General features: G+C 44.6%; 12 protein-coding genes and 1 tRNA gene. 11 read left to right on the forward strand and 2 right to left on the reverse strand.

Features of this window, described 5'->3' with window-relative positions; translation table 11 throughout:
* Positions 1–189 precede the first annotated feature (189 nt).
* Together folB and K7R11_RS01800 are read left to right on the forward strand one after the other, a co-directional pair.
* Positions 190–546: a dihydroneopterin aldolase gene (folB, locus tag K7R11_RS01795; RefSeq protein WP_224488178.1), complete on the forward strand. Its 357-nt coding sequence runs from the start codon at positions 190–192 to the stop codon at positions 544–546.
* Positions 547–603: 57 nt separating this feature from the next.
* Positions 604–674: transfer RNA gene (locus tag K7R11_RS01800), tRNA-Cys, on the forward strand.
* A 624-nt stretch (positions 675–1,298) separates the two neighbouring features.
* Here K7R11_RS01800 and K7R11_RS01805 read toward each other — a convergent pair.
* Positions 1,299–2,435 carry a DNA polymerase III subunit gene (locus K7R11_RS01805; RefSeq protein WP_224488180.1) on the reverse strand — a complete coding sequence of 379 codons (1,137 nt, stop codon included), beginning with the start codon at positions 2,433–2,435 and terminating at the stop codon, positions 1,299–1,301.
* A gap of 167 nt (positions 2,436–2,602) precedes the next feature.
* On the opposite strand from K7R11_RS01805, the gene K7R11_RS01810 reads away from it, so the two are divergent.
* The 4 genes from K7R11_RS01810 to K7R11_RS01820 all read left to right on the forward strand — a co-directional run bounded on the left by K7R11_RS01810 (position 2,603) and on the right by K7R11_RS01820 (position 6,459).
* The gene (locus K7R11_RS01810) at positions 2,603–3,793 is read left to right on the forward strand and encodes a phosphoglycerate kinase (protein WP_224488182.1); all 1,191 of its coding nucleotides are present in this window, start codon (positions 2,603–2,605) and stop codon (positions 3,791–3,793) included.
* 135 nt (positions 3,794–3,928) lie between these two features.
* Positions 3,929–4,240, forward strand: a complete 312-nt coding sequence (locus K7R11_RS15070; protein ID WP_317196459.1) for a hypothetical protein — start codon at positions 3,929–3,931, stop codon at positions 4,238–4,240.
* A gap of 12 nt (positions 4,241–4,252) precedes the next feature.
* Complete coding sequence (locus K7R11_RS01815; RefSeq protein ID WP_317196460.1) at positions 4,253–5,302, forward strand: lytic transglycosylase domain-containing protein; 1,050 nt, start codon at positions 4,253–4,255, stop codon at positions 5,300–5,302.
* A 155-nt stretch (positions 5,303–5,457) separates the two neighbouring features.
* Complete coding sequence (locus tag K7R11_RS01820; RefSeq protein WP_224488184.1) at positions 5,458–6,459, forward strand: DUF4837 family protein; 1,002 nt, start codon at positions 5,458–5,460, stop codon at positions 6,457–6,459.
* Positions 6,460–6,530: 71 nt separating this feature from the next.
* Here K7R11_RS01820 and K7R11_RS01825 read toward each other — a convergent pair whose 3' ends face one another.
* Positions 6,531–6,713 (reverse strand): twin-arginine translocase TatA/TatE family subunit, encoded by a 183-nt coding sequence (locus K7R11_RS01825; RefSeq protein WP_224488186.1) that lies wholly within the window; start codon positions 6,711–6,713, stop codon positions 6,531–6,533.
* Positions 6,714–6,835: 122 nt separating this feature from the next.
* Between K7R11_RS01825 and K7R11_RS01830 the strand changes: the two genes are divergently transcribed.
* From K7R11_RS01830 to K7R11_RS01850, 5 genes are all read left to right on the forward strand, one after another.
* Complete coding sequence (locus K7R11_RS01830) at positions 6,836–7,705, forward strand: M23 family metallopeptidase (RefSeq protein ID WP_224488189.1); 870 nt, start codon at positions 6,836–6,838, stop codon at positions 7,703–7,705.
* 1 nt (position 7,706) lies between these two features.
* Complete coding sequence (locus K7R11_RS01835; RefSeq protein ID WP_224488191.1) at positions 7,707–9,203, forward strand: GH3 auxin-responsive promoter family protein; 1,497 nt, start codon at positions 7,707–7,709, stop codon at positions 9,201–9,203.
* A 6-nt stretch (positions 9,204–9,209) separates the two neighbouring features.
* Positions 9,210–10,028, forward strand: coding sequence for a 3'(2'),5'-bisphosphate nucleotidase CysQ (gene cysQ / locus K7R11_RS01840; RefSeq protein WP_224488193.1), 819 nt, complete (start codon positions 9,210–9,212; stop codon positions 10,026–10,028).
* Between the two features lie 110 nt (positions 10,029–10,138).
* Positions 10,139–11,824 (forward strand): DUF6909 family protein, encoded by a 1,686-nt coding sequence (locus K7R11_RS01845; RefSeq protein WP_224488195.1) that lies wholly within the window; start codon positions 10,139–10,141, stop codon positions 11,822–11,824.
* A gap of 6 nt (positions 11,825–11,830) precedes the next feature.
* Complete coding sequence (locus K7R11_RS01850; protein WP_224488197.1) at positions 11,831–12,898, forward strand: hypothetical protein; 1,068 nt, start codon at positions 11,831–11,833, stop codon at positions 12,896–12,898.
* Positions 12,899–12,962 lie beyond the last annotated feature (64 nt).

Here is a 12,962-nt window from a genome sequence, read left to right on the forward strand (position 1 = left end):
AAATTGACAGGAAGTGTTCCTCCTTGATTTTAGCAAAAGTTTGCTGTAGGGCCTTAAAACGCCTTCAGGTGATGTGCAAGGGTAAGGTTCATTTTCTTTGCGAAAACAGCTGGCAGGCAGAGGAGATAATTAACGGGTTGTTTTTTCATGCTGGAGGTTTGATGTATTTTTGCGTTAAATATTAGACGTGTGGGAACAATTAGGGTAACCAACATTCAGGTTTATGCCTATCACGGATGCCTGATGGAAGAGGGTAAGATAGGAAGTGATTACCGGGTAGATGTGGCGGTAAAGGCCAATCTGCAACCCTCAGCAAAAAGTGACGCGCTCAGGGATACTGTGGATTATGTGCATATTAACCGCATTGTAAAGGAGGAGATGGCGGTTCGTTCGAAATTGCTGGAGCACGTTGCCAAACGGATGCTTGATCGTATCTTTGATGAGATTCCGATAGCCATGGAAGCCACGGTCGAGGTGTCAAAGATCAATCCGCCAATAGGGGGAAATGTGGAAAAGGTAACCATAGAAATGACCCTGAGCAGGTAAAGTAAATAGTTTTTGGAATAAAGAGAATTAATTTCTTATTTTTGCCCACCACAAAAGGGCATCGTGGCCGAGTGGCTAGGCAGAGGTCTGCAAAACCTTGTACAGCGGTTCGAATCCGCTCGATGCCTCAACTAATAAGACCGTTCTGTAACAAGGACGGTCTTTTTTTGTTCAGGAATAAAAGAATCGCAGGCTCCCTAAAATATATAGCTTTTTATTTACAAGCCCCGGCTATCTTAAGGTATAGGCTAAGTTGCCCGCACGCTAGCTGGCCCCTGCGCTAAAAACAGCCACTGGCTGTTGTCCTCCCCGACGCTTCGGGGCGCCCGATGCCTCAGAAAAACCATTACTGACAAGCACGGCTATTATTGTCTTTAAAGTTTACAAGCGAAAATCCTGAATGGTATCAAGCTTACATACAAAGGAGAGCTACCTGAAAGGTCATCCAGAGACACCTCAATAGCGCCATGGAAAAGGGAGCTTTTAGCTGTAGCTGATATAAGAAATTGCGATCCCGTGCGTTATCACCCTATATAAGGTTCCCCCGAACCTTAGGGGCATCTGATACCGGATGTATAAAAGACTGCACGTAGTAGTGTGGTCTTTTTTTGTTAGAGGGGTTATAAATTGGGAAAATGCGCCTTAGGTGCAACGCAGCTTAAGGAGAAATTTCTTATCAGAACCCGGGGGAAGGATCTTTTTACAGTTTTTGAAAGAAACATGATTTTGCTTATCGCGTCCTGTATAAAAGTCTATTCAGGTTTCTTATGGAGTAATCGCGTAAGCGAAAGAGATAAGTCTGTGAAAATGATCTTGCTGTTTACATTGCGCTCTACCTGGTAAAGAGCGTTCTCCAGTTCCCTGTGAATTTCATTGATGTTATTGCCGTGAACAAAGGGGGCAAATTTCTTTAACTGGAAACCGGTGTCGAATTCCATAAACGCCAGGCTGTTGGCGTTATAATTTAAAACCAGGGCTTGCCGGAACACTTCCATGCAGTAATAGATAAATTTTTTCTGGGTTTCTCTTCCGGTTTTTCCCACCTCATCACTCCAGGAGAGCAAATCGTTAACCACCTGTTTATTCCCCCGGGCCTTAAAGGCTGTTCGCACCCAGGTAACGAACCATTTTTCGAAGACCTCATCTTCAGACCGGTGTTCCATCAGGTCGAATGCCTTGTTCAGGTTTCCGTCGGAACGGTGCGCAAGTTTAAGGGCCTCGGCCGCAGCCATTCCTTTTTGCTCAAGGGCTTTGACAACAGAGGCCTCGGAAAGCGGAGGGAAATGAATAACCTGGCATCTTGATCGTATGGTTTGTAAAAGGGCTTCTTCATCCTCTGCCAGTAAAAGAAATACAGTTTTCTCCGGGGGTTCTTCGATGAGCTTGAGTAGTTTATTGGCACAGGCATTATTCATCGCTTCCGCCATCCAGACGATACATATCTTATAACCTCCTTCAAAAGCCTTTAGCGAGATCGACTTCAGGATGTCCTTGGCTTCGTGAACCGAGATAAGCCCCTGTTTTTTTTCTATACCTATGCTCAATAACCAATCGAAGAGGTTGCCATAAGGCTGTTCCTTCAAAAAGGCAGTCCATTCCTGGGCATAATCCTTACTGGTCGGGTCCTTCTTTATCTTATCGCTCGTGTTAACCGGATATGCGAAATGGAGATCCGGATGGGCAAACTTATCGAATTTAAGATGGCAGGCTCCGGCATTCCTGTGCTCTGAACCACAGATAATATACCTGGCATAGGCTATTGCCATAGGCAGCAGTCCCGAGCCTTCAGGCCCGACAAAGAGTTGCGCATGCGGGATCCTGCCGTGATCGGCACTGTGTTTCAGGTGATTTTTAATATGCTCCTGACCGGTTATATCTTCAAATCGCATAAGGGGTGTTTTCAGTTGGAAAAATAAAGGTTATTCTGTGTTTCTACAAGCAATAGGGCCTTTTTAAAATAGGGGAGATGAATTCGAAGAAATGCCGGAATACGGGGATTATCGCTTTTTCAGGGAGATTTTAAATATGTAACTTTGTCTAGAACTGAAGAAAAATTATGAGAACAATAGACGATTTTAATTTTAAAGATAAAAAGGCCCTGGTAAGGGTCGATTTTAATGTTCCTCTGAATGAAGAGCTCAAAGTTACTGACGCTACCCGTATAGAGGCAGCGAAACCCACGATCATAAAGATTCTTGAAGATGGAGGTAGCGCGGTATTAATGAGTCACCTGGGAAGACCCAAGGGGCAGGTTAATGACAGCATGTCCCTGAAGCATATTTTGAATAAGGCATCAGAGATCATTGGCGTTCAGGTAAAATTTGCAGAGAACTGTGTAGGAGAAAAAGCAGAAGCAGCCGTAGCGGCCCTGAAGCCCGGGGAGGTACTATTACTGGAAAACCTCAGGTTTCATGCGGAGGAAGAACAGGGAGATGAGGCTTTTGCGGAACAACTCTCAAAATTAGGAGATATTTATGTGAACGATGCCTTCGGAACCGCGCACAGGGCACATGCCTCTACCACTATTGTTGCCCGGTTTTTCCCGGAAAAGAAATGTTTTGGATACTTGCTTGCCAGGGAAATCGAAGCCATTGATAAGGTGATGAAAAGCGGGGAGAAGCCTGTTACAGCCATTTTGGGAGGAGCAAAGGTGTCATCTAAGATCACCATTATAGAAAACATTTTGGATAAGGTTGATAATCTGATCATTGGTGGGGGAATGACCTATACTTTTGTAAAAGCACAGGGAGGTAGAATAGGAGATTCCATATGTGAGGACGACAAACAGGACCTGGCTCTGAGTATTCTTGAAAAGGCTAAATCCAGAGGGGTCAATGTGTACCTGCCCGTAGATGTGGTGGCTGCCGATGCCTTTGATAATAATGCGGAAACCAAGGTATGCCCTGTAGATCAGATCCCGGACGGATGGCAGGGGCTGGATGCGGGTCCGCAGACCCTTGAAAATTTTAAAAAGGTGATCCTGGAATCCAGAACCCTGTTGTGGAATGGTCCTGTGGGGGTATTCGAAATGGAGCGTTTTGCCAAGGGAACCATCGCTTTAGGGGAATTTATAGAAGAGGCCACAAAGAACGGAGCATTTTCTCTTGTGGGAGGAGGTGATTCTGTGGCTGCGGTAAAGCAATTTGGATTTGAAGATAAGGTAAGCTATGTTTCAACAGGTGGCGGAGCCATGCTGGAAAGCCTGGAAGGAAAAACACTTCCGGGAATTGCTGCTATTCTGAAATAATAATAATGATAACGTCTCGTTATGGAGACAGCAAACCCTTGTACTGTGTATAAGGGTTTGTTTTTTAACATTATATAAGCCGCTGTTTTTAAAAAAACCGCGATTTTTGCAAGCCCTAAAATGCCCTGATATCTAATGAGAAAACTGCAAATTCTTTTTATTTGTTCCTTTTTATGTCAATCACTTCTGTTCGCCCAGAAAGACATGTCCGGTGTAACTGCCGGGGAAAAGGGAGAAACGTCTAATGAGATTTCCAAACTGAATGACGAAAAGGTCCTCATGGCTGAGGCAGATACCATAAAGGCACTGACGCTGAAAAAAGGCGGGAAATACGTCCTTCCAGACAATCCATTCGCAAAAGAGGTGGATAGTCTGTGGCTCCAGCAGTTTTACGGTTCCGGATTGTATGATACCATCTATAAGGATATAGCTTCCATGGAATTTTAAAAGGTAAGTGAGGTGGTGCTTCCTACGGATACCCTGAAGGCCCGGCTTGAATTGTTGAATCAGAAAACTCCCTTTCATATAGAGTACAATCCCATTCTGGAGAGCGTTATCAATAATTACCTGAAGAACCGAAAAAAACAACTTACCCGGCTTATTGCCCTGAGTAAATACTATTTCCCTTTGTTCGAGCAGGAATTTGACAGGTATGATATTCCTTTGGAAATGAAGTATCTGTCGATCGTTGAGTCTGCCCTGAATCCCAAGGCAAAGTCCTGGGTGGGAGCCACAGGCCTTTGGCAGTTCATGTATGCCACAGGAAGGTCCTACGGATTAAACGTGAGCAGCTATGTAGATGAGCGCAGTGACCCCGAGCGTTCTACGGAAGCCGCCGCAAAATTTCTCGGAAAGCTTTACGAAATGTTTGGTGATTGGGATCTGGCCCTGGCAGCATACAATTCAGGCCCCGGGAATGTATCCAAAGCCATAAGACGTAGCGGTGGAAGCCAGAATTACTGGAATCTCAGGCCCTTTTTGCCTCGGGAAACGGCGGGCTACGTGCCTGCCTTCCAGGCAACGCTTTACATTTTCGAATATGCAAAGGAACACGGCCTGGAAGACCTGAATCCGGAATGGGCGTATTACGAGTCGGATACCGTCCGGGTAAAACACCTGATCACTTTTGATCACGTTTCTGAGATCATGGATATGGATGTAGAGGAGCTGGAGTTTTTTAACCCATCTTATAAGCTAAATATCATTCCCCATATCGAAGGTAAAAATTACACCCTTCGTTTACCGGTGCGCAAGATCGGGGAATTTGTAGCCAATGAAGATGCCATATACGCCCATGTAAAGGAAGACCTGGCCCAGCGGGAAAAACCGCTTCCGGAACTGGTAGAGCGAAATGCTCAGATAAAATACCGCGTTCGAAACGGGGACTACCTGGGGAAGATCGCCAAAAAGTACGGGGTTCGCGTAAGTGAGATCAAGCGATGGAATGGGTTGCGAAACAGTAATATCCGTGCGGGACAACGCCTGATTATCTACCCGAGGAGAATCTGAAACCAGAGCGCTTATATGCGTTTTTCTTATACAGGCTTCAGCCCCGACATACGGGACTGAAGCCTTTTTTATTAAATTTACCCCCTCGTTTTATCAAAATGGAACGATATTCGCGGTAAGACGGAGGAAACCATCCGTTTAAAATTTACTGAATCATGAAACACGTATGTATTCTTCTCTTGCTTAGTACCTTTTTGTTCTCCTGTGAAGAGTCTAATGAAAAGGTCCTGCCAAAATCTGTGGGAGCCATTAACGAAATCTCTTTAGTGGTCGATAACGAACTATGGGAAGGAGAGGTTGGAGATAGCATCAGAAAATATTTTGCAGCTCCTGTAGACGGACTTCCCTGGGATGAGCCTCTTTTTACCATCCGACAGGTAGACCCGGAGGTGTTTACGGATTTTGTTAGGACCAGAAGAAATGTACTCATCACCGAGATCGATTCTTCAGAGACCGCAGGGATCAGAAATGATATGTTCGCCAGGCCACAGCAGGTAGCGATACTGAAAGCCCCTACCCGGGAAGAGCTCATTGATCAGGTAGAGCAACACGCCCCAAAGATCATTTCGGAATTTAAGGAAATGGAGATCAGGGAAACTCAAAAGCGCTTTCTACGCTCCCTGAACAAGGAGAAGGATCTTGAAGAATTGGGGATTTCCCTTTCCATGCCTTCGATTTACAAGATCGCCAAAAAAGAAAATAACTTTTTCTGGATTGAGCGTATTATTCACAAGGGTACCATGAATATTCTTGTTTATGAAATGCCACTGAACAGTATCCCCAACGACTCTACCAGGGTGAATGCCATTATTAAGATGAGAGACAGCATAGGGCAAACCTATGTTCCCGGACGCGAAGAAGGGATGTATATGATCACTGAGAAGGCTTATGCTCCCTATGTTTTTGACTCGGAACTGGCAGGAAGAAAAGCGATAGAGACCAAAGGAATGTGGGAAGTGAAAAACTTCTTTATGGCCGGGCCATTCGTAAATTATGTGGTAGAGGATACACCCAATAACCGTTTGCTGGTGCTGGAAGGATTTACCTTTGCCCCCTCTACCAATAAAAGAGACTATATGTTCGAACTGGAAGCTATTCTGAGAACCCTGAAATTTATTGACAAAGGTGATGACAGTGAAATAGCCACTGCAGAATAAGTAACCATCCTTCAGAAAAGAAAAAAGCCTTCCATTTGGAAGGCTTTTTTATGAAGGTAGATGACTATTCTTTAATCATTCTTTTTTTCTGAATCCGTAGCGTCTTCCTTGGAAGCGTCTTTAAATTCTTTTATACCACTGCCAAGCCCTCGCATGAGCTCTGGTATTTTCTTTCCTCCGAACAACAGCAAAACAACGATCGCGATGATCAATACCTGTTGCCAACCAATTGCAAGAAAAAATGTCATTGCCATGATATTAAAATTAAGTTCATCGACAAAGGTAAGAATTAAAGTCTAAACACATTACATATCCCCTTAAAATCCGGGAATTGCAAGATTGAATTACAGCGTGTAATGGTTATATTTGCTCTATTATGGCAAACAAAGAACAGAAAAGGAAGCAGATCAGGAAAAAGCTCCTGCATAAGTATCGCCTGGTGGTGCTTAATGAGGACACTTTTGAAGAACGCCTGTCCTTTAAGCTTAACCGGCTCAATGTATTTGTCATGGGAACGCTGTTTACGATTTTCCTTATAGCCGGAACCATATTTTTAATCGCCTTTACCCCGTTGAAAGAATACATTCCCGGATACTCTTCCACCGAATTGCGTATTAAGGCCACTGACCTGGCGTTTAAGGTGGATTCTCTGGAATACAAACTGGCGGTAAACGAAGCCTACTTTAATAAGATACAGAGGGTATTGAAGGGAGAGCTCGATACCGAGGAGATCGACCGGGACTCCCTTTTCTCAGAATTTCGCCCGGATACAGCTTCTGTAGATCTTTTACCCAATAAACAGGACTCCCTCCTGCGTGAAAAGGTGGCTATGGAAGATAAATACAATTTATTCCAGGCCGCTTCCTCCCGAATCGATTTTGTGCTGTTTCCACCTTTACAGGGCGAAATATCCCAAACCTATAATGTGGAGGAAAAGCATTATGCCATCGACCTGACGGCTCCTGCCAGAACACCGGTAAAAGCGGTAGCCGATGGTACGGTGATCTTTGCGGAATGGACTACAGAGACAGGCTATGTGATTATTGTGGAACATCCCTACGGATTGCTTTCTGCCTACAAGCATAATTCTTCCTTAAGTAAACAACAGGGCGACCTGGTTAAAGGAGGAGAGGTTATTGCCATTATCGGGAATACGGGCGAACTCACCACAGGTCCTCATCTGCATTTTGAATTATGGAGTGAAGGTCAACCGGTGGATCCTTCCGACTATATAGACTTTGAATAATATGTCAATAAAAGCACTAGGGGCGAAGGTATTTGCCCGAATTGTAACTCAACGGATTAAAAAGTGGGCTTCCCGCCCTGAAGAAACCCAGGCCCGGGTTTTTCGGGACCTGATTAGCAGAGCAAAGGATACCGTTTTCGGGGAAGACCATGATTTTAAAAATATACGTGACCATAAAGATTTTATACAAAGGGTTCCGGTAAGAGATTACGAATTGCTGAGACCCTGGATAGACCGGGTGGTCGCGGGAACCGCAGATGTACTATGGCCAGGGAAACCCATATATTTTGCCAAAACTTCAGGAACCACATCCGGAGCCAAATACATCCCTATTACCGAGGCTTCCATGCCATACCACATTCAGGCAGCACGAAATGCCATTCTGTGCTACATTGCTGAAACCGGAAAGGCCGATTTCGTGGATGGAAAAATGATCTTTTTACAGGGAAGCCCGGTACTCGAACAAAAAAACGGGATCAAACTGGGAAGACTATCCGGAATCGTAGCCCATTACGTGCCATCTTACTTGCAGAAAAACAGGATGCCCAGTTGGGAAACCAATTGTATTGAAGACTGGGAAACCAAGGTTGAGGCCGTTGTAGACGAGACCCTGCCGGAAAATATGACGGTTATTAGCGGGATTCCTTCCTGGGTACAGATGTATTTTGAACGTTTGGAAAGCCGCACCGGGAAAAAGGTTGGGGATATCTTCCCCGGATTTGAGCTTTTCATTTACGGAGGGGTGAACTTTGAGCCGTATCGTCAGCGGTTTGAGTCGCTTATAGGCAGAAAAGTAGATAGTATTGAGCTGTTTCCGGCCAGTGAGGGCTTTTTTGCCTACCAGGACTCTCAAAAAGAACCCGGAATGCTGTTATTGCTTAATAATGGTATTTTCTATGAGTTTATTAAAGCAGATGAATTCTTTGAAGAAGACGCCAAACGCCTCACCATAGGGCAGGTGAGGACAGGGGTGAATTATGTGATGATCATATCCACCAATGCGGGACTATGGGGATATAACCTGGGGGATACGGTACAGTTCGTATCTACAGACCCTTACCGGGTTATTGTTTCCGGAAGAATTAAGCATTTTATTTCCGCCTTCGGCGAACATGTGATCGCCAAGGAAGTGGAACAGGCCATGAAGATCGTTTCTTCTGAAATGAAAGCCCGGGTTAGGGAGTTTTCGGTGGCTCCGCAACTAGCGGTCAAAGAGGGCGAATTGCCGTATCACGAGTGGTTCATAGAATTCGAAGAGGTGCCTGATGCACTGGAAATAATGGCTAAAAGGCTGGATGAGGAAATGCAAAAGCAAAATTCCTACTATTATGACCTGATCGCAGGGAAGGTCTTGCAGCCGCTAAAGATCACCCCGGTCACTCCCGGCGGATTCAATGCCTTTATGAAAAGATCGGGAAAATTAGGCGGACAAAATAAAGTACAGCGACTGGCCAACGACCGTAAGTTAGCCGATGCACTATCTGATTTTCTGGTTTAGCGCATTATGACCAGTCCATCCCAATTTTCTTCGGATCTACAGCTCGCAATCGCTGCAGCAGTTAAGGCGGGAGGGGAAATCATGAAGGTCTATGGAAAGGACCTGGGGACGCAATATAAAAAAGACGATTCGCCTGTAACCATTGCAGATAACAGGGCCCAAAAAGTGATTCTTGAAGCTTTGAAGCCCACGAATCTGCCTGTGTTGAGTGAAGAAATGCAGATCCCGTCTTTTGAGATCCGGAACATCTGGAACAGATATTGGCTGGTAGATCCCTTAGACGGTACCAAGGAGTTTGTTAACGGAGGAAAGGATTTTACCGTCAATATTGCACTAATGGAGCATAACCGTCCGGTGGAAGGGATAATTTTCATCCCATTTACACGGGAATTATACATTGGAGGCCATTCCTTTAAACAGGTTTTTAAGGCGAAACTTATGGATTTTGATGAAGGGGTTGTGGAGCATATAAATTTAAAACCGGTAACACCACCTCGAAGAGGAAATATCATTAGAATTGCAGTGAGCGCATCTCACCTTAGCGGGGAAACCCTCGCATTTGTGGAAAGCCTTAGAACCAGATACGGTGCCGATGCCGTCGAGCTTTGTAAAAGAGGAAGCTCGGTTAAGTTCTGTCTTTTGGCTGAGGGTAAGGTAGACATGTATCCCAGGTACTCCCCTTGTATGGAATGGGATACGGCCGCCGGGCAGGCTATTTGTGAAGCCGCAGGAGCTGTTATGAAGAGGTTGGATGATCGCAAGCCCCTGAAATACAATAAAAAGGATCTGGTGAATCCCCCTTTTATCATGGAAGTTCCTTTTTGATGGAGTAGGGCGCTTTTCTTTTTAGGATAATACATTCATTTTAAGCGGATAAAACTTTTATTTCGGGAGAGTTCCAAAAGAACTCGTATTTTTGTAGGGAAAAACCTGAGATGAGTACTATAGGAAATCGTACCCGGGCCCAGGAGTCTACAGCGGCCATTGAACGCATGTACATTACCATGCGTCACCTTTTCAACAGAGGATTTTATAAACCTATGGGAGTATCCGGAGAAACACTTCGGGAAGCCCTGCTGCAATTGCGACCGGAAATATACGGGTCTGTTGCCGAGCAAAAAACAGAATTGCATGGACTGGTGTATATTCTGGACCGCCTGCCTTATGGGATAGAACAATGCAGGTACATCAACCTGACCAGTGATGAAGGCTATAAGAATTCCGGATTCAAGGTGATCATTCCTCCTAAAAGGAGAAGAAATTGTTACCGCATCGATGAGGAACAGATGAATATTGAAATTACGCGCGGGCGTTCAGATATTTATGATATCCTTACGCACCTCACATTTTTATTCATAGAATCCCATAAGATTGCCAGCCGCATCTATGATGAAGAGGATAAAACGGTGCTGAGAGACTGGCAAAAGCTGGAAGAGGCCGTACATAAGAAAAAGCTCACCCTTACCGAGAGGGAGGTAGCCCTGAGTCATATGAGTAATATTCTGGGGCGGACTTTTGAAGAACTTAAGGCTGCGCATAAGATATTCCAAACCAAGGAAGAGCCGGACAGGTTCCTTAGCCTGATCTACTGGCTGGGAAAAATGGGCCTTTCGGATCTCACCCAGGGAAAAAAGCGAACCATTACCTTCAGTCCCGTTTTACGGGAGCGCCTGGGGCACCATATCCACGGAGAGAAATGGGCCAACAGGATAAAAGAGGAGCTTAAAAACCACCATCTCCTGGACAGACCCCTTCATATTATCAGTGCAAACATGCACTCGGTAATGAATACTATTTACGCCAGGAAGGCGCTGGGGGCATCTGTAAAAGATAAGAATGACCTGGAGCTCTATACCCTTCTGAGTCAGCCGGAAAGCGACACCTTGAGATCACGGGTGAAAGCCTATGCCGAAAAGCACGGAATGATCAGTGTTAATGATGTTTCCGGGGCCAATATTGACGTGCAGCTTTTCGACCTTAAAAAAATTGGCGATGTAGAAATTAATCCTAATTTTGCAGCTTCGGAAGAGGCGGATATTCCTGTGCTTTTCGTTATGGATTACGCCTTCGGAGAACAGGCATATGAGACGATCGATGAATTTTTGAAGCCTTTTTCTGAGAAAGATGGTGTAAAACATTACATGAACATCGCCTCTGTGTCTATTATGGGGAAGGCCGGTATCCTGGAGGGAGGCAAAGGGGATCTTATGATTCCATCGGCTCATATATTTGAGGGAACGGCAGATAATTATCCTTTCATCAACGAATTATGTGCTGCAGATTTTAAAGGGCATGGTTTAAAGGTATTCGAAGGTACTATGATTACCGTTTTAGGAACCTCCCTGCAAAACAAGGATATTTTAAAATTCTTCCATGACAGTACCTGGAATGTGATCGGACTGGAAATGGAAGGAGCGCACTACCAAAAGGCAGTGCAATCGGCATCGCGAATCAGAAAGAGTATTTCTAAGGATGTTCAGGTAAGGTACGCCTATTACGCATCAGATAATCCGCTGGAGACCGGGAGCACCCTGGCTTCGGGAGGATTGGGGATAACAGGCGTAAAACCGACCTATCTGATCACAGAGAAGATCCTGGACCAAATATTGAATAATAAGTAAACCATCATGGACAACAACCTGCAACGTACCCCCCAAAACAGTAGCTCAGAGGAAATAGACCTCGGGCAGTTATTTAAACTCATAGGCGATGGGTTTAGAAACTTCTTTAATTTTATTGGGAGCATTTTTCAAAGGCTTTTCGATCTGTTGATTCTTTTCCTGCTCTTTGTTCAGAAGCATTTTGTCAAGTTTGTGATCGCAGCGGTGTTAGGAGCAATTTTAGGGTTTGTAGCCGATAATTTTGTGAAGACAAAGTATCTCTCTACCATGGTGGTAGAACCTAATTTTAACAGTGCCCAGCAGCTATATAATAATATCAATTTTTATAACGAGCTCGCCGCCGCAAGGGATTCGGTTTCCCTGGCAGAAGCGCTTGATCTTCCTGTGGAGGAGGCAGCATCCCTGAGAGAATTCACTATTGAATCCTATGCGGATGAGAATCAAAAGGTAAAACTTTTCGATGAGTTTGTAAGGGAGCTGGATTCAACGACGCGAAATACGATAGACCTGGAAAATTTCATGGAGAACTTCAACTCCTTTGATGCGCGTTTTCACAACATTTCTATAGTAGCTACAGACCCTTATGTTGCCCGAAAAACCCAACCTGCGATTCTGAACTCAATTATCAGGAATAACTACTTCAGTTTGCAAAAGAACATTGCGCAAAAGAACATCGATGTTCAGGACAGCATCATTCAACGGCAATTGGTGGAAATTGACTCCCTTCAGGGACTGTATAAGAGGGTTATGGAGAAAGAAGCAGAAAAACCCATGCAGGGAACAAGTATCTCCTTAGGCGAGAACGGACAACAGGAGAATAAGGAACTCGCATTGATCCGACAGATCGATGAATTGAAAGAAAGCCTGGTAGCGCTTAACATGGAGCGGGCAAATAAGTCGGATATCGTGAATGTGATCTCAGAATTCCCAAGAAGAGGGGTAGAGCTAAAAGGATTTATCAATAGTTTTAAACTGCTTTTACCAGCGGCATTCGTTTTGCTAACCCTTTTAATTTTAATACTTCTGCAACTCAACAAATATCTTAAGGGATATAGAGAAAACCACATGGGGTAAACTTCTTAGATAATTCAAATTGACGACTGTACTAAATTTCATTGTGATTTAAGTCCTCAGACCG

The sequence above is a fragment of the Robertkochia flava genome (assembly GCF_020166515.1).
Taxonomy (GTDB): domain Bacteria; phylum Bacteroidota; class Bacteroidia; order Flavobacteriales; family Flavobacteriaceae; genus Robertkochia; species Robertkochia flava.